Origin of the sequence: Roseburia inulinivorans DSM 16841, assembly GCF_000174195.1 — a bacterium.
In the GTDB taxonomy this organism is placed as follows: Bacteria; Bacillota; Clostridia; order Lachnospirales; family Lachnospiraceae; genus Roseburia; species Roseburia inulinivorans.
Window position 1 is genome coordinate 1 of the sequence record NZ_ACFY01000096.1, and the last position, 23,670, is coordinate 23,670.

Below are 23,670 nucleotides of genomic sequence, written 5' to 3' on the forward strand. Positions count from 1 at the left end.
ACAGAATCTGCGACACTACGTCCGTCAAACTCCGGTTTAATTCTTCTTGCCAAGAGTGACAGAGATTGTCTGCTCCTCATACTGTCCATTGGATGATCTTTCAATCACCACATCCACCGTAGTACCTGCTGCATAATACTGCATATTGGAAGAAAGCTCCTCCATGGAAGTGACATCTTTTCCATCAAATTTTGTGATAATATCGCCTTTCTGGATACCAGCCTGCTCTGCGGCAGCTCCTTCCATGACCTGTGCGACATAAACACCGGTTGGCATATTATATGTTTTTGCAACATCGCTTGTGACATCTACACCTGCGATACCGAGATATGCACTGTTGGATTCGTCTACTTTTTCTTTTGTGATAAGTTCTTCAATAATTGGTTTTGCTGTATCCACCGGGATTGCATATCCAATACCTTCAACAGAAGTGTCTGAATATTTTACAGAGTTAATTCCGATCACTTCCCCTGCTGTGTTTAATAATGCACCACCACTGTTACCAGGGTTAATTGCTGCATCTGTCTGGATCAGTTCTGCCGTATAATTGGTGCTGCTGGAAGAATCTGAAACAGAAACTTCACGGTTTAATGCACTGATCACACCGGTAGTTACAGACTGTCCGTAACCAAGGGCATTACCGATTGCAATACAGGATTCACCCACTTTTAATGTATCAGAAGAACCAAGTGTTGCAACCTTGATTGCACTCATAGTATCATCTTTAATACTGCTCAGGGCAACTTTTACAACGGCAAGATCTGTAGAAGGATCTGTACCTTTAATCTCTGCACTGACCGTATCATCATTTGCAAAAGTTACAGTAAGACTGTTTGCTCCCTCGACAACATGATTATTGGTTGCCACATAAAGATACTCCTTATCCTGACTTACAATAATACCTGATCCACAGCTTGTGCTCTCATAAGTCTTGGATTGTCCCCAGAAACTCTGATACTCTGTCTGACTTACATTTGTAATTGCTACGATAGAAGGCATTACTTCATCGACGATATCTGAAACATCTGTTGCTACATAGGAAGATGAGATTGCTGTCGGCTGTACGGTAGAATCATCTCCGGTAGTCAATGAAGCCTGTACATTTCCTGCATTGGTTGTTCCAAGAACTTTTCCGGATGCATAATTAACGCCTGTCATGACACCGCCTGCAACCAGTCCGAATACAAGTGCAAGCGCTGCACATTTTGCAAGCTGTTTTCCAAATCCACCCGGTTTTCTTTCCTTCTTTTTCTTCTCCGGTTTTGGATTGCTGCCATAAGCATAACTCTGATAACTGGTATTGCTTCCATATGTTCCATAGTTACCGTTCTGGTTTCCATAGCCTGTACTCTGCTGATTGTTCTGGGTGGTTCCGTATCCAGTGTTCTGCTGGTTGCTCTTTGTATTTTCGTATCCAGCGCTCTGCTGATTATTCTGGGTACTACCATATCCATAACTCTGATTGTTGCTCTGGGTGCTTCCATATCCAGTGCTCTGATTGTTGCTTTGAGCATTTCCATATCCTGTGCTCTGGCTGTTATTCTGTGTCGTTCCATAGCCGGAGCCATGACTGTTGCTCTGACTTCCATAAATAGAACCCTGTGTGGAGCCATATCCTCCTGCCTTGGATCCTGTACTGTCGTTCTGTGTATTGTTCTGATTTCCATGATTCTGCTGATTATTATATGAGTAGAAAGAATCAGAATACTGATTACTGCTATTATTATTGCTATTATTGCTATTATTGTTATTATAGTTGCTATTGCTGTTAGTGTTATTATTGTTATTATTGTTGTAATAATTGTTATCCATAACAATTTGCCCCTTTCTGTGCAGCTTCTTATTATCTGCTGCCTTTATCTTTATGACCTTAGTCTAGCGTCAAATTGTGTTCGAATTGTGATAAAAATATCAAGAAAAAATGTTTTTTGAAAATAAAAACTTCCCATCTCTCAAATTTTCCTAAACCAGAGAAACAGGAAGTTCAAATTTTTCATTTGTAAATGAATGTTACAGTTTTAATAACATGATGGAATACTGTGACAGGAAATTTGCAACACCAAGAACTACAACTCCTGCAATAAATAAATTTTTCTTTTTCTCACTATCCATGTGCATTACCATCCACAAAATAATAAATAAATACATGAGATCCGTCAGATAATAAACACGGGCACCCGATGCATAAATCGTTGGTGAGAAATGTAACACTGCCTCACTGGCAATTCCCCCAAGAAAAACCATGCTGATAAAAACAGAATGTCCTGTCACTTTCCACAATAAAACCATAGTAAAAAGAACTGCTGCTATCCACCAGAAAAAGGCAATCCGATTCTGTATGTTCATCGTCTGCCATGTTGGAAGCTCTGTGAGACGCTGCTCGATATCAATATATCCAATACCCATCTCCGAAAAAAAAGAAATGCCAGCATAAGGAAGAAGTGCCACCACACTAAAAACGACTGCTAAAATCTGATAAACTTTTGCTTTTTTTGACTTCATCAGTAAAAGGAACCCTGCTGTCCAGATTGCAATAAAAAATGCCTTTCCCTCATTTGCAAAGGAAGATAACATCCATTGAATGGTCATAAATAAATGCTTTCCTACAGACAACTCTTTGTACCCAGGCATCCAGGTTGTAATTTCTGATGCTACACGCATCTCATTTCCAGGTGCCATAAAAAGAATTACAAATGCAACAAATGTAATGGCTGTCTGAATCCATATCACCGCCGGTATCTTTTTTCTGTATCAAAAGACTTAAAATTGACAGTCCTTCAAATGCGATTAAAACTGCTCCCATCTGCTCAATCGACATCGCTGCAATGACACTGCATGGAATAGCATAGATCAATTGCCTGTTCGAAAACGCCCCTGTATCAAACACAAGATCCGCAAGAGGCATCATCGCCCAAACTCCTGCTGTGAATGTCCAGGTATAAAATATGGAACCATTCACCCAGACCGCAGAATATCCCAATGTCATGACACTCATCAACAGATATCCACTCGCAAGTAAAACCGGATACCGGATGCTTTTCCAGATATTGCGCCACACGTTTAATTCTCCTGAATTGTGTTGCTCTGTGCCAACATCCACACGCTCCTGATACTCATTCAGTAACGCAATATATCCCGTATAGCCAGCCGCCTTGCATCCCAATCTTAAAATTCCGATTGGAAGCAGCACCATCATAACCGCATCTGCGGCTCTCCAGAATCCAAGTCCGAGATTAAATGTGATATATACAATTGCTTCCGCGGCCATCCGCCCTACCCATGTCTGATAGCGCCAGGATAAGTACTCGAAAAATCCCATGGTGGTAGAATAATGGTAAAAATAGGTGTCATCGCCGTCGGAATAACCCATCTGATTTAAAATCACAAAAATAGCGATTGCCATGAACGCCCAAAATATCCATACTATTTTTTTTTGATTTGTCTTGCTCTTTTCTTTGTCTGCACTCATATCTATAATATTTATAAATCCCTTAATGTCTTTTTTCTCTTCTAAAAAATCCAGCAAAATTTCTTGAATTGCCAAAGTTCGTTTTTTACCAATTACGGTCTATGCTTATATCCTTGTCATCTAAAATCACCGACTCAATAATATACTTTGGTCTTTTTTTTGTTTCCAGATATGTTTTACCGATATACTCACCGATGATACCGATCGCAAATATCTGCAGACCGCCAAGCACCCAGATAGATACCATAATACTTGCCCAGCCGGGAACGACGTTTCCGTTAAAATAATCCACAAAAGACTTGATCAGCATTCCCAGACTGATCAGACAGATCAGCAGACCACCTATTGTGATCATTCGAATCGGTTTTACAGAAAGTGAAGTGATTCCTTCAAACGCAAATGTGATCATCTTTCCGAGCGGATACTTACTCTCCCCGGCAAAACGTTCTCCCCTCTCATACTCCACAGTAGTGCTCTGAAAACCGATCATTGGTACGATCCCGCGCAAAAACAGATTCACTTCATCAAAATTCAACAAATTTTCAGTCGCACGCCTGCTGAGCAGTCGATAATCTGCATGGTCATACACAATGTCAGCCCCAAGGAAACTCATCAGCTTATAAAAAAGATGCGCTGTTCCCCGCTTAAAACAGGTATCTTTTTTTCTGGAGGAACGCACTCCATAAACTACATCATTTCCTTCATAATAAGCATCGATCATACGGTCAACCGCATTAATATCATCCTGCAGATCTGCATCCATCGTAACGATCATATCTGCATACTTTACTGCCGTAGCCATACCCGCTAAAAGAGCATTCTGATGTCCCCTGTTTCTTGAAAGATTCACTCCGGCAAACACAGAGTTTTCCTCACATAATCCCTTTATCATACTCCATGTCTGATCTTTCGAACCATCGTTTACAAACATGATACGGCTGTTATCCGCTATTTTATTTTTCAAGACCAGAGACTGCAGCTTTTCTAATAATCTTTTTGATGTCTCCGGCAGAACTTCCTGCTCGTTATAACAAGGTATCACAATATATAATGTCTTACTCATGAACATCCTCTCTCATATCCCAGTATCCCGGATTCATCGTGTACTTTAAAATCTGTTTTCTGCTGAGCTTCTCATAATGCCTGCCCATCCAGAAACCTGCATACTTTCCAACACACTGCATACCAAAATGAAAAATAAGCCATGGCTTTCTTATTTTAAAAAGATATGCAATCGTACTCTTCACAAGCTTCATGCCCTCGGCTTCTGAACTCACCTGCTCGAAAATCTCCGAATGCTGTTTCTGTGAAACTGCAAGATCAAAATTCCTGTGAAACTGCTGTCTCATCGTATAATTGTGCGAATGTACTACTTTTGCATCTGCAGCATACGCAACACCATATCCATGTTCGATGGCATTTGCAGCAAAAAACATATCCTCATTAAAAATAACCGGTGACTCAAATCCACCCAACGCTTCAAATAAATCCCTGCGATATGCCGCACAGACGTCCGAGCAGAAAAACGTTTTGATTCCAAGTGTTGGAATATCCGCCTTTGTCTTAACACGGCTTTGTTCTGGATAATTAAACTGTCTCGTATACTGCTCGACAATATGGCAGTCATTTTTTGGAAGCTGTCTTGCGTAAGCTACTGCTACCAAACAATCGCCTTTTGCGCTTTTTTCAGTGCCTTCCACTTCCATTGCATTCTGCTGTACCCGCGCAGACACCTGATCTTCCTTTAAAAGCAATGACTCCACTAATTTTTCTACCAGAAACTCATCCGCCGGAACTGCATCCTGCGTCATAAAAACCATCACATCCGCATCCGAATGTTCTGCTCCAAACTGCCTTGTCCCACCATGGTCAAAATCTTTCTTCGCAATATGAAATACCTCATACTCACACGGAAGTTCTTTCAATACCTGTTCAATCGGATAAGCAGCTGTTGCCTGTTTCCAGAGTTCCTCTTCCGTATTTAAAATAATTACCCTATGAACGACAAAGGTCTGCCCCTGCAATTTGTGCAGGAGCAGACATAATGTTTCATCCGGTTTATAAGTTGGAATGATAATATCTACTGTCATTTATCTGTATCCACTTCCCTCATTCATACCTGTGTCATTGATAATCTTCTTACTGTTTGCAAGAACGGTATCCGATGGTGTGTATTCCTCATCACCGAACAGGAACTGGTGTAATTCGATTACGTTTGATTCCAATGTACAAGGTACAACCACACTTCCTTTGGATCCGAGAGTTGTTGATCCATGGTTAAACGGAAATCCTGATGTCTCGCCAAGTTTGTAATTAAATACCTGTGCTGCTAATGCAACTAAATCTGCATTCGAAAAGCTTGTCTGAATATCCCCAAATACAGCATCGATCAGCTTATTAATCGTAACAAGATCAGATTTCTGTGCCTTTGCAACCATTGCCGCAAGAACCGTTCTCTGACGTTCTGCACGCTTATAATCATCGCCTGCAGTATAACGGATTCGTGCATAAGAACATGCCTGTACACCATCCAATGTCACGTTTGTTCCACCACCGGAAAGATACTTGGAATTCTTCTTGGTAAGTTTATTGATCTCATCCATATATCCCTGCATAAGAACTGCTTCTTCATCTGTGACTTCATCCAGTGTAATACCACCGAGCAGATCCACACACTCAACAACGGCATTAAAATCTACCGTCACATAATCTGTTATGGACAGATCAAGGTTCTTATTCAACATATTAATGGCCGCCTCCGGACCACCTTTTGCATAAGCGGCATTACATTTCTTAAAGCTTCCATCTCCTGTATCCAGATAAGAATCTCGGAATACAGAACATAATTTGACTTCTTTAGTATCATTATTGATATTGGCGATCATAATGACATCGCTGCGTCCCTTTGACAAATTACCGTTAGAGCGGTTGTCCAGACCAAATAAGGCAATGGTAGTATAACTCTTCATAATCTCCTTGGATTCTTCTGAAATACCTTCATTCACCTCGATGTTTTCAAGTGGAACTTCCTGACGTTCGATTTTTCCCAATTTACTGATTAAAAACAATGCAATAGCTAAAATTAAAACAACTAATATCTCAACGACCAGTAATATGATCTTTCTTTGTCTTTTTTTCCTTCTTATTGCTTCTTTCTGTTTCTTTGTTAAAGCTTTATGATTTTTTTGTCGATTGTGATTTGGTTCACTACTCATTAATTATTTTCTCCTAATACGCATTTTTATTGATAAATCCCTTGAAAACTGTAAGGAATAAAATTTTAATATCCAATCCTAATGTCCAGTTTTCAATATAATATAAATCATGTTCAATCCTCTTTCGAATGGAAGTATCTCCACGATATCCATTCACCTGTGCCCAGCCGGTCATTCCCGGACGCACCTGATGCTTGATCATATATCTTGGAATTTCTTCCCGGAACTTCTCCACATACTGCGGCCGCTCCGGTCTTGGTCCTACAAGACTCATATCTCCTTTTAACACATTAAAAAGCTGTGGGAACTCATCCAGGCTTGTTTTACGCAAAAAACCTCCTACTTTTGTTACACGCGGATCATTTTTCTGCGTCCAGCCTTTTTTCTCCTCTTCCTCTGTCTGCACATACATTGTTCGGAACTTATACATCATAAATTTTTCATTATGAAGTCCAACCCGTTCCTGTTTAAATATCAACGGACCGGAAGATGTTATTTTCACGAGAATCGCAGAAAGCAACATGACTGGTGAAAAAATCACAATACATATTATGGATCCTACGATATCCATCAGTCTTTTTATCATTGCATTAAACGTATTCGACAACGGAACATATCGTATATTGATAACAGGCAGACCTAACAAATCTTCCGTATATGGTCTCGTCGGTATAATATTGCCATAATCCGGAATAAACTTGGTATGCACTCCTGACTTTTCACACTGTGATACTATTTTCTCTAATTTGTAGTATTCTTCCAACCCAAGCGTGATTGCAATCTCGTCCAATTTATTTTCCGGCAAAATGAAAGTCAGATTCTCAATACTTCCTATTACTTTCACACCTTTATAAACTGTTCCGCGTGCAATATTATCATCCAGAATTCCGCGTATATTATAACCCCATTGAGGATTCTGCTTGATCCGGTCTATATACTGTTCTGCTGCCTTAGAATATCCCACAAGCAGGATATGTTTCTGATTATATCCCCTTCTTCTTATGCTACGTAAAAAACCGCGGACTACAAGTCTTTCTACTTCTTCAAGTACAATGTTAAATATATAAAAATATGCAAACATGGAACGCGAGAAGTTCTTTGCCTCTTCTGTATAAGACAATACAAGGAAAAATCCTGCAAACACAATTAAAATTCCAACTGTATTTGCCATAATAATATTGGATAATTCAAGCCGCCTGCCCTGTACTCTCTTCGGCGTATATAAATTAAACGCATAATATAACAGCAAATAAAGTGGAACAATAAAAATCAGAGCTTTCATATAAAATTCAAATGAAAGAACTCCAACATGATTGCTTGCAAAAATCCCTGAAAGTTTCAACCACCAGGCAAGTGCATAAGAAACAATGACAACCAATCCATCCAAAACAACATGCAATCTATTAAAATGCTGCTGATTATCTTTTATCATAATGCTATCCTTTTCTTAGCTATCATAAATTCAATGATACAATAATTTCCAACAAATCACAACTTAATTTTCTTAAATCTGGCATTGTAAATTCTTAATAATTTCTTTACTTTCTAAAACATTATCCCTTCATTGTTATGATAACACCGTTACTTCACCTTATACCCAAAGGATCAAAAGCATATTTTTCCAAATTTCAAATTGTATTTTTACATAATTTTTTATATGCTTTATGGAAAACATTACCTTTTTGCAATTGTTGCAATTACAGACTCCTTCAACAATTCCCTTCCAATATTGCCTTCCATATCCTTTTATTATAAAAAATAGCATTTTTATCAATATTCCAATGAAAACAAATGGGAAATTCAAAAGTATTTGCAAAAATGGCATATTTTTATATATTACAAAAATAGTATTTCTTGCTGCAAGAAATACCTTCTTTTCATTATAACGTGCGCCTGTTGTAGCACTTCCAACATGGTAAACCTTAGCTTCCGGAATATACCAATTTTCAAATCCATGAATTCTTGCACGATAACCGAGATCCACATCCTCCAGATAGGCAAAATGATGTTCATCCAATCCACCAATTTGGTTCAAAATATCCATTCGATAAATAGCAGCTCCTGCACAGCAGGAAAACACACGTTTCTTCTTCTCATAATCAATGCAGCGTTTCCCCTTACCTCTGGCAACTGCCCATCCCATAGCCGTATACAAATCTCCTGCATTATCCAGAATCTTATGATTTTGAAAATCAATCATCTGTGCTCCACATGAAAAAATCTTTTCCGATCTTTCAATTGCTTTCAACAAGGTTTCTACAAAATACCTGTCCGTTTCCGTATCATTGTTCAGCAAAATAATATAGGGTGTATTCGTCATCTGAATTCCAAGATTCACAGCTCCACAAAATCCTAGATTTGTTTCCAATGAAACCATTTCCATATCCAGAGTATCTGATATAATCTCTTTGCTTCCATCTGTAGAACCATTATCAATAATTAGCACTTTAAAATCTGTATATGTCTGATTTTCCAATGTTTTCAAACAATTTTCAAGCAATCTTCTCCCATTATAATTTGGGATTACAATTGTCACTTTCTGCATAAATTTTTCCTAATTTCTTTTTATTTTTCCTTTATTATGTATGTACATCCAGGCAGAAGCATATTCCTGTCTTTCTTTCTCTGACCACGAAACATAGGTTGCAAAATCAACCTTTGCCAATGTCATATCCTGTACACCACATTTATAGCATTCCACATTTTTACGTCTTGAAACCATGCGCATCCAGCCACAGTCCGGACATATATATACCCTCATCATAAGCATTAAACCTCTTTTTTCATTATACGCTAAAAATATTATAGCATAACCAAAAAGAGCCCGATACTTATTTTGTATGACAAATGCCGACACCTTTCGTCATCTTCATTTCGACCCGTGGTTCATACATGACACGATACCCGAGTCTCTTGGCTGTGTTGCATACTACTTCATAAAAATATGGCTGTGTTATCTGCTCTGCATAATTTTCTATTTTTTCAATTACTTCTCTTTTGACCAACATACATCTTCCCGAAACAGCATCGCAATCCATCTGAATGTTTGCTCTATGCATATAACCTCCATATCCCGCCCGCAAACCCTGAAATTTATTTACCAATGCTTTTCCATTTGCTGTTTCTTCTACAAAATACGGCGCTTCTTCAATCCGATGTTTTACATTATAAATCTTACCCCCAACAACACCCACACCTTTTCTGTCAATATCTGCCATCAAAATCTCTTTCCAGTCATAACGCAATGGCTTCAGTGACGAATCCCAAAACAAAATATATGCCTCTGATTCTTGGTCCTCTTGTACACTTTCATCCAACCTGCCACTAATATCTATTAGAGTGATTTTCCTTTTGTTTCTCTGTTCATAGTTAACACTGTAAAAACCAAAATACGGTGTGCATTGTACCGTTCCGTATTCTCCAATTCTTTGTAAATGCTGCTCAATGGCTCTTCGACCTGCCTGAAGTGCATAGTCCTTGCTTCCACCCCCTCCAGAAGTAGATGCATTATGAACCCTCCAATGATATAGCACTTTAGGAATATGAACCACATTTTCCGCTTTTTCTGTGCATCTTAAGATAAAATCGTAATCCTGTGCTCCATTAAATTCACCCTGTATCCCACCGACCTCTTCCAGAAGTACTCTGCTTACCATCAAAAAATGAGTAATATAATTGTTTGCGCATAACAGATCCAGATTATAATCTGGTTTAAAATGAGGTTCGTAATAACATGTTTTTTCTTCATTCATTTTATCTTCATCTGAATAAAACATAACTGCCCGAGTGCTATCAATACCCATTTTTTGTTCCATTGCCATCATCTCGTAAAGTGCATCAGGCGTAATTGTGTCATCATGATCCAAAAACGCTATATAATCCCCTTTTGCCATGAAAAGAGCCCTGTTTGTATTCTCTGCTATACCATAATTTTCTCGCAGCTTTTCATATAATATTTTCTGTTTTCCGCCATCCCTGTTGTCTTTCTGCTGATATTCACTGACAATCTGATAAATCTTTTTTCTTTCTTCCTCTACAGATGTTGCATCTACCAGACAAAGTTGCCAGTTATCATAGGAAGACGCCATCACTGATTCAATTAGTTCTCTCAAAAACTTTTCCGGTGTATGATAAAGGGGTGTTATAATACTGACAAGTGGTCGTTTTTCCCATTTCATACTCTCCATCCGCTGTTCTTCTAACTGCCCGTCGGAAACGCAATTTTGCTCATAAAACCCTTGATAATCAAATTTTCTTTCTCTCTTTTTTTCAATAATCCGAACCCCTAATGTTTTCAGCCCAAATTGTTTTATATAATTAATGCCATATTTTAACGTTGAAGAAGTCATCTTCCTGCTACCTCGTTGCTTATTTTTCACCTGACCAAACATACTGCTATTATAACAGAAAAGCAGAGGAAACACTACCTATATTCGTGTCACCTCTGCCATCGTTTGTGTTAATAATATTATTCTACCACGAGTTCACTCCATGCATCATCCGGAACTAATGCAATGTATGTTTTACCAATATTAATCTTAATTTCATTGCCGGATGCATCATAATATTTTGTGTTATCTGTCAATCCGCCTTTTGACCATGTAATCTCTTCTGCTTTACCATTTGTAATATAATAACCTGTTCCCTTATTATTCTCGATTTTATAGTACATGTAACCGTTTGGATCATATACACCGTCACCCCAGCTGTGTAATTCAAATGGTGTACACTGTAAAATCACATTTTTAAAACTCAATTGAGCATTGCCATTCTGTGGATCCACATGCTCTTTCTTGTACTCAAAGTACTTATACACTTTCTCCGACTCGTCATATGTCAAATAAGAGCCATTATGAGGAAATGGAATATCTACTGTAACTGCAGATGTTCCATCCGCAATATCAGTGTCTTCTTTGGCGAATTTAAAGTGATTTTCTGTATAATATTTATTATACTCTTTGCTTGCACCTGTGCTTGCAAATTTTTTGTCCAGATCACCTGAAACAATGTACTCTGTATATTCTCTGGATTTTCCATTATTGACACGGGAAAATCCGCCATTAAAATCATCCACACTTGGAAGTGCAATATATTCGTCAATATAGAATGGTCCACCATCATGACATAATACAGCATTCCATTCTGCTGCCAGAATGCAGTTTGTTACCCTTGCGCTGCGAATACTTCCAAACTGCTCTAATGTCTCCCAGTCTTTCACTAAAGCCATGAATCTTGTAATACGGCCATTCTCAGTACTGTTCATCATCTCATAAACAACATCTGCCTGTGTCAGACCATAGTGCGGTAATGCAATTGATTCATTATCTACCATAACAGCAATCGGTCTTTGATTTGCAAGTGACTCATCAATTAATTCTCCTGTCAGCTCATTACGGACTTTACCATCCGGAAGATCTTCTTCCTCCTCATTGTCTACAACATCACCAACGACTGCCTCTTCGCTGGATTCTTCATAAATCGGTTCTGTGATATTAGCATCTGCCTCTTTCTTACCACATCCTACCGAAGTTACTGCAAGCGTCAGCATCATTCCTAGTAAAAGTGCTCTTTTCTTCAATTGTAAATACCTCTCATATCTTATATTTTTCATAACTACCCTATATATAGTTAATCTGATAATATTGTAGCACATGATTTATGAATGGAAAAGCTACTTAAGAATATATTAAAAATTATCTTTTTTAAACGGACAAATTTGTTCGCATTTATAGCATCTTATACATTTACCAGAATTTACCAGTGGATATAAAAACCCCTTTTCATCCGGGCACATCGAAATTGCACACACCGGACATATCGTGGCACATGCACTACAGCCACAGCAGGTATCCTTTTTTGTGCATAAATCCGGCAGCCTTTTTTCTTCCATATATTACCTCCACCTTCTGAGCCGATTCCAAAATTCTTTCGGTATCATATCCTTTATTTTTCTTTTCAAACTTCTTTTGACAACTGACAAAAACGGTTCTTTATAATGATTTTTTACAAATTTTCCAAATGAAACCTCGTTATATTCTTTCCATACATTTTCTGTATTATCTGGTTTTTTAAATGGTCCTTTAAGTGGTTCCTGCATATACTTTTCTAAAGCGCACTCCTTAAAATCACACCCCTGCAGGGAATCCAAAAACCATTTTTCTCCTTTTTGTGTATTAATAAGAACAAGTGAAACTCCCCTATTATCATCAAATTCCGGGTTAGCAGTCTCTACTCCCCATGCATCAGCTATTGAAATATCAGATATACGCTGCAGATTCTTATATGGGCATACATAGCATGCCTCACGTAAAAAAGTGTGTTCATAAAACATCTTCATATAAACCTGACTGTCATGCTCTTTTCCATTAATTGTAACTGTTTCCCAATGATCAGACCATCCGAAGCGTTCTTTATTACGAAAATCTATTTTTTCTATTTTTCCATGATATTTTTGTTCCACATACGCCTTATAATCATTCCAGACTCTTGGACTTGGAACACCATGACACACGATATCCATACAAACGAGATGTTCCTCACATCCTTTTGGACACAAAGCCTTTATTCCATCCACCTGACATGGAGTTCCTGTAAACAGAACCAACCTGCCGGCTTTCAAATCTTCACAGGCAAGCCGATATGCATTGTGCATGTCACTCTGCACATACTTTGATCCTCTAAGTTCATCTCTCTCTGTCGCATTTACAGCGCGTTTGTGTACAACATTAAAATTTTTGTCCATTCCTGCGCCGTAAATCACCCCCCCCTGTGCTAACACCTGGTCAGATATTGCTGCAAAAATGCCACCGGACCTGGATAGCATACGACTATTCAGGTCCTTCTGTTTTACGATATATGATTTCAATTCAATCTCTCCATGAATCTTTCTTTATTCTCAATCGCAGTCGTAGTCGGTCTGCCAAGGTCTGCACGGGAACCAAGTGCACATTTCACCTCGATAAACCGGAGACTCTTTGCTTCTTTCGCTGCTTTTAATTCCTTATCTAAATCAGCGAAATTATCAACACATACAGCATAAGGATATCCACAGCCTTCTGCAATTGTGACAAGATCTATGTTTCCTGCAACAGTCGGCATTCCGCCTACAGTCTCATGTGCTGTATTATTCAACACAATGTGTACCATATTATCCGGTTTTCTGCTTGCCAATACTGCCATAGAACCCATATGCATCAGACATGCACCATCTCCGTCTACGCACCATATTTTTTCATTCTTTTTGCTCATAGCGATACCAAGTGCAATCGAGCTGCTATGTCCCATAGAACCGACCGTAAGAAAATCACATTCATGTCCCTGTCCATTTCTTTCACGGATTTCAAACAATTCCCTGCTTGCTTTTCCTGTTGTACTGACAATCGGGTCATTTTCAGTTACTGCAACGATATGTTCAAGAACTTCCTCTCGTTTCATTTGATATTCGTTGGAATAAACGACTTTATTACCATATTCCAAAGCACCTTTTCTCACTACAAAAGCAACGCTTTTTCCATTTGTAAGAACATTACGGAATTCCTTCATCTTTGCATATAATTCGGCTTCCGTTGTCTCTTTTCCTATTACAAAAGTTGCAATATCCATATCTTCCAAAAGCTTCAGTGTTACTTCACCCTGATAGATATGCTGTGGCTCATCATGAATACCAGGCTCTCCCCGCCAGCCAACCACAAAAATACAAGGGATTGCATAAACCTTATCATTCAATAAAGATGCAACCGGATTAATGATATTTCCGATACCGCTGTTCTGCATATATACAACAGGTACATTTCCCGTTGCAAGATAATGTCCAGCTGCAAGTGCAGTACAATTTCCTTCGTTGGCTGCTATCACATGATGTTCAGAAATTCCGTACTTATCGATCAGAAAATTGCATAATGCCTGTAATTGTGAATCCGGAACTCCCGTATAAAAATCAGAATCTAATACATCGAATAATGTTTCTACTCTCATCTCTTTTATCCTCATCAAAAATTATTATACCACTACATCAATATTCGTAATCCAATTTTAAATTACAATTCATCTATCAACGTAATAATATCTTTAAATGGCATAAGTTTTGAATCCACTTCCAGAGCCCTATGATTTTTCAAAATTTCTTTTGCTGTATTTTCCATTGCCGGAAATGCACTTCTGGTTAACTGATTTGCATAAATAACAATATTTACACCATGAGCCGCCAGTTCTGCCTCCGTAATATAATTATAAGATGTTGGAACAACAACAATCGGTATATCAGAATATTTTGCCCGAAACTTGTCACAAAATTCGATTATCTCATCAGCTGTTTTCTTTCTGCTGTGGATCATAATGCCATCAGCACCTGCTTCCACATATGCAAAAGCTCTGGTTAACGCATCCTCCATGCCACGCTCTAAAATCAAGCTTTCAATTCTGGCTATGATCATAAATTCTTCTGTACGAAGAACATTTTTACCAGCTCTGATTTTTGCGCAGAAATTTTCGATAGAATCCTGTGTCTGTTCTACTTCCGTGCCAAACAGAGAATTCTTTTTCAAGCCTGTTTTGTCTTCAATAATAACTGCTGAAACACCCATACGTTCTAATGTCCGGACATTATAAACAAAATGTTCGATCAATCCACCTGTATCTCCATCCAAAATGATTGGTTTCGTGGTAACATCTAAAACATCATCGATCGTTCTCAGACGTGAAGACATATCAACAAGCTCAATGTCTGGTTTGCCCTTTGCAGTAGAATCACAAAGGCTGGAAATCCACATTGCATCAAACTGGTCCAATCCTCCGTCATGTTCCACTACCGTCTTTTCTGCAATAAGACCTGTTAATCCGGAGTGAACTTCTATCGTTTTAACAATTGGTACTGTTTTTATCAACTGTCTTAATCTTTTCCTGCGATATTCCGGCATTGCCAGTTTTTCCTTAAACTGATCATCGATTTTCTTTACTTTTTCATTATATGTATATGGAACCTCTATTAACTCTCCACCATATTCTTTCAACAAAGCAATTACATTTTCACGAATCGTCTTTTCCGGTCCATCGCACCAATTATCACCATGAATGACATAATCCGGTTTTAATTCTTTGATGACATTATCATACATAATCCTATCCTGTACAATCACTTCATCAATTTCCGGAATATTTCTCACCATTGCCATACGTTCTTCAAAACTTACTGTCGGAAAACGGTTATAACGGACCATCTCTGCATCACATAATACACCTGCTACGACTTTCCCGTATTCTTTTGCTTTTTTAACTACATTCATATGTCCTTCATGGATCACATCTGTAGCAAAACACATATATACTGTTTTCATATTGTATCCTTTCACTATCTGTATTGTACCGGAACTCGAATATTATTTTCTATAAGCGCTTCCCTTAACACTTTAAAAAACTCTTCAATATCTTCCACATCGATGGCTCCTAACGCACACAATCGAAATGTATCAGTAGTTGTCACTTTTCCCGGATAAATCGTAAATCCACGCTCATAGCAATAGTCATGAACTTTTTGGAAGCTCCAATTCGGATCATCAGGATATACTGCCGACGCAACCAGACCAATTTGAATTTCAGGACGTATCAGTTCTTTAAATCCAAGCTCTTTCAGTCCCTCATGAATGGCATTCATCACTCTGGAATGACGTTCCCACTTTGCCTCTTCTCCCTCAGCAAAATACTCTTTTAATGCCTGTCGGGTAGCATATACCGTCTGTACCGGTGGTGTAAAATGCATCTGACCCGTTTTTTCAAAATATTCATACTGTAGATATAAATTACAATAATAGGAACGTTTTGGATAATCCTTGGATTTCTTTATGATTTCTTCGTTACCAACTACAAAAGATAATCCTGTCATAGACATCAATCCCTTTTGTGCAGATGCCATACAAAAATCGATATTGTCCTTTTCAATATCGATTGGAACCATTGCATATGTCGAAGTCGTATCAACAATAAAAATCGCATCGTGTGCATGCGCAATTGCTCCTATCTCACGAATCGGATTTCCCACACCCGTACCGGTTTCATTATGTGTTGTATATACTACAGCAATATCCGGATTTTCCTTCATCGTTTTCTCAACCACTTTAAGATCCGGTTGTTCATCGATTGGAAACTGCAGATTGATATGATCTAATCCGTAATATTCGCAGATTTCAACTGCTCTGCTGCTATATGCGCCATTATTTATAACAAGAATCTTCTTTCCTTCTGGAAGAAGTGAATTTACACATACATCCAGATTCAATGTGCCGGAACCACAAAACAGAACTGAAGTATACTTCTGAGGATCTCCGTGTACGATCCTCACAAGGTCTTTCCTCATCTGTCTCATCATTTCAGCAAATTCATCTTCCCTTGGGCAGATATCAGGCACAACCTGTGCCATTTTTACCGTGTCCGTTGTTGTTGACGGTCCCGGATTCAATAAAATATTCCTCTTGATATTCATTTGTATTCCTCTCTCTGAATGATACGATTCCTATTTGTCTTCGTTAAATTCCTCAGCCGCTGCTGCTGCTGCATTTCTTTCCTGCTCTGTTGACTCATGCTTCTTAACAGATGTTTTGTCCTTAGAGAAAAACTTCTTGATTTTTCTCCAGTATACACCAACTGCAACACCACCCGCAATAAAAACACCTGCAATAATCTGAACTACATAAGTTAAGGTTGCCGGATCAACATATGCCCATGCATGCGTTGGCATTGCCAAAATAAGAAAGAAAGTAAAATAAGTCACCCAAAAAATTCTTCCGTTCTTTGTAATCTGTTTCATTAAATTTTTCATCAATCTTTTCTCCTTTAATCTTCTGAATGAATTTGTTTTAAACGTAATTTTATATAATTGGCTCCAACTTTTGCGCTGGTTCCCAAATGATATACATATTGTTTCACAAAAGCATCAATCTTATCGTGGTATAAATCTCTCTGTTCGATCAATCTCGTTGCCTCATCTGCTACACGGTCTAACTGATCCAGATTCAGGCTGCATCCGATGCTGTCTCTCATGAAAATATTAATTGGCACAACCCCAATTTTCTCATATTCAGGATTCATGATCTTCATCGGCGTATTAATATACAATACCGGTCTCAATGTTGTAAACGCATATTCATATGCAATACCACTCCAGTCTGTAATGATCAGATCTGCATTAAATACTGTATCGTTAGAAGAAAAATCTGTCTGAATTTCAATATTCTTATCTTCTGCAAACTTATCTTTTAATAATTGCATCTTCTCTGGCATATGTCTTACATGCTGTGGATGCGGACGCACGATCACCTTATATCCTGTAGCCCGCAATTTCTGTAAAATATCCTCGAGACAGGAATCCACAATATTATCTTCCTGCCATGATGGAGCGATCAGGATCGTTTTCTGTTCATTGATCACTTTTTCTTTTGACTCATAATCTTTTCGCATATCATCGAGCAGGCAGTAACCCCAGTTTAACAATACTTTATGCGGAAGATCATAGGTTTCTTCCATCTTCTCGACCTCATCTTTATGATGTGGACCTACGCAGAAAATAGTGTCAAAATGATCGATACTTCCCTTTCGATACGTCATATTCATACTGTCAATGCTATGTGGCACATGAATATACTCCATGTCCTTTCTTACATAGCTTCTCTTGATATGATAAGTTTCAAGATCAGGCATTGTCATAACAACAATATCACAATCCAGTTTCATCATCAGAGTGATCAGTTTGATCTCTCCGATATAATATGCTTTAAACCTCTCATGCCTGATCTGGAAAACCTGATCTTCCGGATCACTTGTAACATAATGGATCACAATATCCGAGTTTTCCAATAACTCTTCGATCATTCCACGATAATATTTATAAAATCCTGAGGATTCAGAATAAAACATTAACTGTTTATTTTCATTGTCTTTGGCAAAAAACCTCTTATAGTCCTCTTTTTCCTTAGCCTTATAAGGAGCCATCTTTTTCTTATAGGCATCCTCTACCGCTTTCTGTTCTGCCAGCAGACGTTTACTTTCCTCCAACGCCTCGTAATCAATATATTTTTTCGGGTTATAAACTGCATTCAAAATGTAAATCAACGCTGTGGAGAACAAGTTACTGAAAATCCAATACAAACCAACTCCACCCGGAACCAGGAATGTAAAATATGTTGAGAATGCAACTGTAAAAATTGTTACTCCCCATTGTCCCAAAGCACCCTGCTCTTTCTGCAACACGTTCGCCTGATTCTGGCATGCACAAAGTAAAACAGTAGAAAGACAGCTGAACAGTGGAATAAGAAGGATCCATGCCAATACAGTAATGTGTGGAACTACAGACAGATCCAGACCAAGAAAATGTGTGTTAATCGTAGCTGCCTGTGCTGCGATCGCCTCAATATCAATGCCGGTCCCTGTCAATGCATTCTGGAAAAAGCTTAAGTTATCCGGATTCTGCAATGCTGCCATTGCCTGAAGCTGTGCGCCACTCCCCAATTGATCTACCCCCATCAGAGAACAGGTAGCTGCCACGATCTGATCACAGACAGATGTCTTGATATGCATCAAATGCTGCATTGGATTATAAATGACATTAATCAGGCCAAGAACCAATGGAATCTGTAATAACATTGGCACCATACCAAGCATTGGACTATAATGTGCCTTCTTGAATAACTCCATCTGTTCATCCGCAATGCGATCTTTATCGCCTGCATGCTTATATTTAATCTCATTTATCTGTGGCTGGATCTGTATCATTCGAATACTGTTTTTCTGTACCATAATAGATACCGGCAGCATGACGATTTTGCTGACCAATGTAAACAGAATGATTGATAAACCATAGTTTTTCACTAACTGATAGCATCCCCACATGACATATCCAAGTGGAATACCAAACACCGTGTTAATAAAACTCATCATTTCCTCCTAATGTGACCGTATCTCAAAATATTAAGACACCTATTTTATTCTTACATACCAAAATAGAATTTTATCAAATAAAAGGAAACTTGTAAACCTATAAACAATGATTTCTTCTTAAGATTTGCTTAAAATCTCACTGAAATCTATTCCGATAGTTTTAAATATATTCTGTATTTCAACTCCACATCCCGTATCTGTGGAATGATATTATCATACACCTCTTCTTCCTTGAACTTTCTTATCAGATCATCGCTATGTTCATACGCCACACGATCACTGTCAATTGTACTCTCATAATACCGGATCCTGTCTGCCAGTTTATCCATTGTCACAACCTCATGCCCTGATTCTATATCTAAATGGATCTGCTCATCTGTAAGTCCAATAATATTGACAATTGCAATCGCCGGCACATCCCGTCTGATAGCTTCTCCTGCCAACATCTGTATATACTCACAATAACTCTGGTTTCTCTTATCCGCATTGTCCACTTTGTGCTTATGCGTTTCCTGTTTATCTGTGTTCTCTGCATAATACCAGTTTTTTGCGTCTGAGCTTCCGTATAATTCGACATGCTCCGGAAACTTCACTGTCTTGATCACATAGATTGCCTGATCACCAATCACAATATGGTCCACATGCATTACTTCATACATCCCCGCATCATGATTAAACGTCTCTGTCTCATAATAACCATTATTTATTGTACAAAACTTTGGAAAGTTTTTGATCAGATACTGTTTTGCCTGCTGTATTGCCGCTTCATGCTCCTGCTCTCTCTCCATTTCTTCTCTGGAGATATGAATGTCCACATTCTCCCAATCAATTTCGCTGCGACGTAATCCTGGTCTTACCATAACTCACATTTTCCTTTCATTTCTTTCAATCTCTTTTAACAGTTTCCCTAATCCCCAAAGCATCCTGTTAAATTAATTAATTTTATTCCCATTCATGCAAAAAGACCATTCGATATCGCGTAAATTTAAATTTACGTCACATCGAATGGTCTCTTTGCCTTCTGGAATTTACCATAATCTCAAAATTAACTGGAGGTACAAAACCATGAAAAAGAAAATTTTTGCTATCACATTATGTGCACTTATTGCAGCCGCTTCTATTGTTGGAAGTACAGGAGTTGTGGATAACTCTTATGTTGTTGCCCAATATATCTTTGGTGATAAAGCAGGTGGTTATTAAATATCCATTTTATAATGAATCTTGCACCAATCAATTACTGGCTGAACATGATCTACTTGTTTCATAGCTTCAAAAATAGCAATTGCTTGGTGCAAACACTTCCTTGCATCTTCAATTTTTCCTATCTCCGCTAATGCAACGCCTTTATTTACAACTAAAATAGGAAAGAACGCTAAATTGCCATATTGAATGCAAAAATCGACTCCCAATTCTGCCATCTTTAATGCTTCCACATGAAATTCTTTATTTCCAAACCAATTACTTAAATTATATAAAATCATAGGATATTTTGCTGTTTTCATTTTTCCATCCATAATTTTATTTTCCATATGAACCTTTAACCACATATCCAATTCAATTGCATTCATTATGTCATTTTCCCTGTTTGCATATAAAATTGCTATGCTATTAATAATCATAATTTCATCAAAAGTCAAAAGATTATTTCTCAATGGATTTTTACCATCGAAATCCGGCAATGTTATATGTATTGCTTTCATATACATTTCCATCGCCTTTTTATCATCCTTCTCTTTCTGTCTAGCAAGTTCTCCCTTTGCAAAATACAAGCATTGATGTTCCAATTCTGTTGTATTCACCGCTAGTTTTTCAACCACTTCTATCTGCTTTTAAATTTTCGCAACATCATCATCAGTTATATTTCTAACCAGCTCTTGTATTGCAGAATACAATTCCATTTCTTCCCTGCTCACAAAAGAATTAAACAAATTATTCTCCGTACCCAATCGTTCAAACAGTTTCTCCAAAATAAGTCGTCCCGGTTTTTGTGCTCCATTTTCAATTCTCGACAAAGACGCAGGTGTACAGATTCCGTAACTAACTTCTTCCTGTGTATATCCCCTTCTCAACCTTGTTTCTCGCAAAAAATCTCCTACAACGTATACTGCCATATTGTATCTCACCCGTTTCTCTTTTTTGTATTTGATACTTATAATATAACGAGTTTTCAGTTAAACTTCAACTTTTTATTAATAATTCTTTCAATTCAACAATTTTAAGTATATTTTTCTCAAAACGCAAGACTTTATACATTGTATTCTTTAATTCTAAGAATTGTCAATACGAGCTTTTTAAAACAATAATCACGATATTTTCAATCAGCATTTTACATATATCATGATTCTTTCTCATACTTTTCAATCAAACATTGATGTTCTTTGCAATTTTTATCATAACTGATTCCTACAAGCAGAATATCCCCCGTATAATTTTCAATGGCTGTTGGATACTTTTTATTCTTAATCTGCTGCATTGCAGTCTGTGCATTCTGATTCCATTTCAGTTCCACAATTAACGCAGGATAATCCGCTTTATATTCAGGTTTTGGTATATAAACAAAGTCAGCGAATCCACGGCCTGTCGGCAATTCCCGAATTGGTTTGAAATAATATTGCATTGCACTAAGATATGCTATTGTCAATACACTACTTAACGAATTTTCATTATGATACTGAATAACAGAAATATACTCATTATGAATTTTCTCTATCTGAGTTCCAACCATCACACCATCCATATCTAACGTCGCATCCAGAAGTCTTTCTGACTCCTGCTGAAACATCAACATTTCATTCCAAGACCGGCTTTCAACTGCCACTGTAAGTTCCTGCCGAATCTCTTCATTCGGAATAAACGCTGTTTTTGTATACTGATCATAACCAAGATATCCCAGATGAATCATATAAGTAAGCACATCATCCTTGCTGTGAATATTTACAGTATCATTTTTGAAAGTTGCAGTATCAACCTTCACATTTGCACCAGAAAGCATTTCAATAATAGCTGTTTTCAAACCATCATAATTCATATTAATCAAAGGAGTAACTGCTTCATAAGATGCCGTTTCGGACCAATAACTTTTAAATTCTCCTTTTAGCATCACACCTACAACCGCTCTCGGATTATAAATCTGATAATCCTTCAAAAGATAACCATCATACCAGCGTTTGACTTTATCAAAATCCTGATGATATTCCTTCGAAAGTTTCTCTACTTCATCCTCCGTAAAACCAATATAAGGAGCCAGATTGCTCGCACTCAACATTGTAAACTCATCAAAATTATTCAATGCAGACTGTGTTTTTTCTTTTTTTACAGGAAGAATACCTGTAAGATAAGCAAGCTGAATGTATTTAGTTGGTTCAGTTCCTTTAAACATTCCCCTCAGGAAATTGATATACGCCTCCTGAACCTTTCCATTTGTTGCCGCGTCTCGAATCAGAACATCCCATTCATCAATAATGATAATAAACTTTTGTCCGGTTTTTTCTCTTACAATGGAAAGTGCATCCGGTAAACGTGATACTTCCCATGTAAAAATATCTGGATATATTTCCCGTAATTCGCTCAAAACTGAATCTGTAATAAGCGTTACAACATTATCAACGTCCTCACAATTCGCCAAGAACCACTGGATATCAATATGAATCACATCATACTTATTGAGATGCTCCCTGAAATCTGCTTCCTTACTAATTTGCAATCCAGAAAACATCTTCTCAGAATCCGCACCCTTACTGTAGTATGCTGCCAACATATTCGCTGCATACGACTTTCCGAATCTGCGTGGTCTGCTATTACAAATATAAGCATCTGTCGTATCAAGAACACTGTTCGTGTACTCAATCAAACCAGTCTTATCCACATATATCTTAGAATTCAACGCAACCTGAAATGCACTATTATCCGGGTTTACGAATCTACCCATGTCTTCCTGTCTCCTTTCTGTTTCTTCTAAATAAAGAATAACAGTAATTTTGCTAACTGTAAATGTAAAAGTGGTCGTATAATAATTATTATACGACCACTTTCAACAATGCTATACAGGAGCAAACATTTTCT

The 23,670-nt window shown here is 37.8% G+C and carries 23 protein-coding genes; 1 reads left to right on the forward strand and 22 read right to left on the reverse strand.

Going from position 1 to position 23,670, the window contains the following annotated elements:
* Positions 1-36 precede the first annotated feature (36 nt).
* The 19 genes from ROSEINA2194_RS10900 to ROSEINA2194_RS10985 all read right to left on the reverse strand — a co-directional run bounded on the left by ROSEINA2194_RS10900 (position 37) and on the right by ROSEINA2194_RS10985 (position 20,468).
* On the reverse strand, positions 37-1,812 hold the full coding sequence (locus ROSEINA2194_RS10900) for a trypsin-like peptidase domain-containing protein (RefSeq protein WP_007886770.1): 1,776 nt from the start codon (positions 1,810-1,812) through the stop codon (positions 37-39).
* A gap of 198 nt (positions 1,813-2,010) precedes the next feature.
* Entirely contained in the window at positions 2,011-2,730 is a 720-nt protein-coding gene (locus tag ROSEINA2194_RS22050; RefSeq protein WP_252832598.1) for a hypothetical protein, read from the reverse strand.
* A complete protein-coding gene (locus ROSEINA2194_RS22055) occupies positions 2,663-3,544 on the reverse strand; it encodes a hypothetical protein (RefSeq protein ID WP_007886776.1) in 882 nt (293 codons plus the stop codon). The genes ROSEINA2194_RS22050 and ROSEINA2194_RS22055 overlap by 68 nt, the downstream gene beginning before the upstream one ends.
* 10 nt (positions 3,545-3,554) lie before the next feature.
* Positions 3,555-4,532: a glycosyltransferase family 2 protein gene (locus ROSEINA2194_RS10910; RefSeq protein WP_021922427.1), complete on the reverse strand. Its 978-nt coding sequence runs from the start codon at positions 4,530-4,532 to the stop codon at positions 3,555-3,557.
* Entirely contained in the window at positions 4,525-5,559 is a 1,035-nt protein-coding gene (locus ROSEINA2194_RS10915) for a glycosyltransferase family 2 protein (protein WP_007886778.1), read from the reverse strand. The genes ROSEINA2194_RS10910 and ROSEINA2194_RS10915 overlap by 8 nt, the downstream gene beginning before the upstream one ends.
* Entirely contained in the window at positions 5,560-6,684 is a 1,125-nt protein-coding gene (locus ROSEINA2194_RS10920) for an LCP family protein (protein WP_007886779.1), read from the reverse strand.
* A 13-nt stretch (positions 6,685-6,697) separates the two neighbouring features.
* Complete coding sequence (locus ROSEINA2194_RS10925; RefSeq protein ID WP_007886780.1) at positions 6,698-8,116, reverse strand: undecaprenyl-phosphate glucose phosphotransferase; 1,419 nt, start codon at positions 8,114-8,116, stop codon at positions 6,698-6,700.
* A gap of 159 nt (positions 8,117-8,275) precedes the next feature.
* Positions 8,276-9,229, reverse strand: a complete 954-nt coding sequence (locus ROSEINA2194_RS10930; protein WP_007886782.1) for a glycosyltransferase family 2 protein — start codon at positions 9,227-9,229, stop codon at positions 8,276-8,278.
* 9 nt (positions 9,230-9,238) lie between these two features.
* Positions 9,239-9,448: a hypothetical protein gene (locus ROSEINA2194_RS10935; RefSeq protein ID WP_021922426.1), complete on the reverse strand. Its 210-nt coding sequence runs from the start codon at positions 9,446-9,448 to the stop codon at positions 9,239-9,241.
* Positions 9,449-9,515: 67 nt separating this feature from the next.
* The gene (locus tag ROSEINA2194_RS10940) at positions 9,516-11,033 is read right to left on the reverse strand and encodes a glycosyltransferase family 2 protein (protein ID WP_021922425.1); all 1,518 of its coding nucleotides are present in this window, start codon (positions 11,031-11,033) and stop codon (positions 9,516-9,518) included.
* Between the two features lie 119 nt (positions 11,034-11,152).
* The gene (locus ROSEINA2194_RS10945; protein ID WP_021922424.1) at positions 11,153-12,262 is read right to left on the reverse strand and encodes a DUF3048 domain-containing protein; all 1,110 of its coding nucleotides are present in this window, start codon (positions 12,260-12,262) and stop codon (positions 11,153-11,155) included.
* A 108-nt stretch (positions 12,263-12,370) separates the two neighbouring features.
* Positions 12,371-12,574, reverse strand: a complete 204-nt coding sequence (locus ROSEINA2194_RS23570) for a 4Fe-4S dicluster domain-containing protein (RefSeq protein ID WP_007886789.1) — start codon at positions 12,572-12,574, stop codon at positions 12,371-12,373.
* A 3-nt stretch (positions 12,575-12,577) separates the two neighbouring features.
* Positions 12,578-13,549: a Coenzyme F420 hydrogenase/dehydrogenase, beta subunit C-terminal domain gene (locus ROSEINA2194_RS10955; RefSeq protein ID WP_007886791.1), complete on the reverse strand. Its 972-nt coding sequence runs from the start codon at positions 13,547-13,549 to the stop codon at positions 12,578-12,580.
* A complete protein-coding gene (gene aepY / locus ROSEINA2194_RS10960) occupies positions 13,546-14,658 on the reverse strand; it encodes a phosphonopyruvate decarboxylase (RefSeq protein ID WP_021922421.1) in 1,113 nt (370 codons plus the stop codon). Before aepY ends, ROSEINA2194_RS10955 begins: the two co-directional genes overlap by 4 nt.
* A gap of 62 nt (positions 14,659-14,720) precedes the next feature.
* The gene (gene aepX / locus ROSEINA2194_RS10965) at positions 14,721-16,016 is read right to left on the reverse strand and encodes a phosphoenolpyruvate mutase (protein WP_021922420.1); all 1,296 of its coding nucleotides are present in this window, start codon (positions 16,014-16,016) and stop codon (positions 14,721-14,723) included.
* Positions 16,017-16,030: 14 nt separating this feature from the next.
* A complete protein-coding gene (locus tag ROSEINA2194_RS10970; RefSeq protein WP_007886797.1) occupies positions 16,031-17,158 on the reverse strand; it encodes a 2-aminoethylphosphonate aminotransferase in 1,128 nt (375 codons plus the stop codon).
* A gap of 30 nt (positions 17,159-17,188) precedes the next feature.
* Positions 17,189-17,494, reverse strand: coding sequence for a hypothetical protein (locus tag ROSEINA2194_RS21505; RefSeq protein WP_007886799.1), 306 nt, complete (start codon positions 17,492-17,494; stop codon positions 17,189-17,191).
* Positions 17,495-17,508: 14 nt separating this feature from the next.
* A complete protein-coding gene (gene yidC / locus ROSEINA2194_RS10980) occupies positions 17,509-19,605 on the reverse strand; it encodes a membrane protein insertase YidC (protein WP_227970438.1) in 2,097 nt (698 codons plus the stop codon).
* 149 nt (positions 19,606-19,754) lie between these two features.
* Complete coding sequence (locus ROSEINA2194_RS10985; protein WP_007886803.1) at positions 19,755-20,468, reverse strand: NERD domain-containing protein; 714 nt, start codon at positions 20,466-20,468, stop codon at positions 19,755-19,757.
* 205 nt (positions 20,469-20,673) lie between these two features.
* Between ROSEINA2194_RS10985 and ROSEINA2194_RS22525 the strand changes: the two genes are divergently transcribed.
* The gene (locus tag ROSEINA2194_RS22525; RefSeq protein WP_265336039.1) at positions 20,674-20,808 is read left to right on the forward strand and encodes a hypothetical protein; all 135 of its coding nucleotides are present in this window, start codon (positions 20,674-20,676) and stop codon (positions 20,806-20,808) included.
* Here the strand turns inward: ROSEINA2194_RS22525 and ROSEINA2194_RS10990 are convergent.
* From ROSEINA2194_RS10990 to ROSEINA2194_RS11000, 3 genes are all read right to left on the reverse strand, one after another.
* Complete coding sequence (locus ROSEINA2194_RS10990) at positions 20,805-21,425, reverse strand: hypothetical protein (RefSeq protein ID WP_007886811.1); 621 nt, start codon at positions 21,423-21,425, stop codon at positions 20,805-20,807. The two genes, ROSEINA2194_RS22525 and ROSEINA2194_RS10990, sit on opposite strands and share 4 nt — an antisense overlap.
* Positions 21,426-21,437: 12 nt before the next feature.
* Positions 21,438-21,719: a helix-turn-helix domain-containing protein gene (locus ROSEINA2194_RS10995; protein WP_007886813.1), complete on the reverse strand. Its 282-nt coding sequence runs from the start codon at positions 21,717-21,719 to the stop codon at positions 21,438-21,440.
* Between the two features lie 224 nt (positions 21,720-21,943).
* Positions 21,944-23,536, reverse strand: coding sequence for an AAA family ATPase (locus ROSEINA2194_RS11000; RefSeq protein WP_007886815.1), 1,593 nt, complete (start codon positions 23,534-23,536; stop codon positions 21,944-21,946).
* Positions 23,537-23,670: the final 134 nt, after the last annotated feature.

Coding starts and splice junctions, on each gene's coding strand:
- ROSEINA2194_RS10920 (WP_007886779.1), bottom strand. CDS start 6,684: ATGAGTAGTGAACCAAATCACAATCGACAAAAAAATCATAAAGCTTTA.
- aepX (WP_021922420.1), bottom strand. CDS start 16,016: ATGAAAACAGTATATATGTGTTTTGCTACAGATGTGATCCATGAAGGA.
- yidC (WP_227970438.1), bottom strand. CDS start 19,605: ATGAGTTTTATTAACACGGTGTTTGGTATTCCACTTGGATATGTCATG.
- ROSEINA2194_RS10930 (WP_007886782.1), bottom strand. CDS start 9,229: ATGCAGAAAGTGACAATTGTAATCCCAAATTATAATGGGAGAAGATTG.
- ROSEINA2194_RS23570 (WP_007886789.1), bottom strand. CDS start 12,574: ATGGAAGAAAAAAGGCTGCCGGATTTATGCACAAAAAAGGATACCTGC.
- ROSEINA2194_RS10970 (WP_007886797.1), bottom strand. CDS start 17,158: ATGAATATCAAGAGGAATATTTTATTGAATCCGGGACCGTCAACAACA.
- ROSEINA2194_RS11000 (WP_007886815.1), bottom strand. CDS start 23,536: ATGGGTAGATTCGTAAACCCGGATAATAGTGCATTTCAGGTTGCGTTG.
- ROSEINA2194_RS10995 (WP_007886813.1), bottom strand. CDS start 21,719: ATGGCAGTATACGTTGTAGGAGATTTTTTGCGAGAAACAAGGTTGAGA.
- ROSEINA2194_RS22525 (WP_265336039.1), top strand. CDS start 20,674: ATGAAAAAGAAAATTTTTGCTATCACATTATGTGCACTTATTGCAGCC.
- ROSEINA2194_RS10915 (WP_007886778.1), bottom strand. CDS start 5,559: ATGACAGTAGATATTATCATTCCAACTTATAAACCGGATGAAACATTA.
- ROSEINA2194_RS10925 (WP_007886780.1), bottom strand. CDS start 8,116: ATGATAAAAGATAATCAGCAGCATTTTAATAGATTGCATGTTGTTTTG.
- ROSEINA2194_RS10985 (WP_007886803.1), bottom strand. CDS start 20,468: ATGGTAAGACCAGGATTACGTCGCAGCGAAATTGATTGGGAGAATGTG.
- ROSEINA2194_RS21505 (WP_007886799.1), bottom strand. CDS start 17,494: ATGAAAAATTTAATGAAACAGATTACAAAGAACGGAAGAATTTTTTGG.
- ROSEINA2194_RS10900 (WP_007886770.1), bottom strand. CDS start 1,812: ATGGATAACAATTATTACAACAATAATAACAATAATAACACTAACAGC.
- ROSEINA2194_RS10935 (WP_021922426.1), bottom strand. CDS start 9,448: ATGATGAGGGTATATATATGTCCGGACTGTGGCTGGATGCGCATGGTT.
- ROSEINA2194_RS10910 (WP_021922427.1), bottom strand. CDS start 4,532: ATGAGTAAGACATTATATATTGTGATACCTTGTTATAACGAGCAGGAA.
- ROSEINA2194_RS10940 (WP_021922425.1), bottom strand. CDS start 11,033: ATGACTTCTTCAACGTTAAAATATGGCATTAATTATATAAAACAATTT.
- aepY (WP_021922421.1), bottom strand. CDS start 14,658: ATGAGAGTAGAAACATTATTCGATGTATTAGATTCTGATTTTTATACG.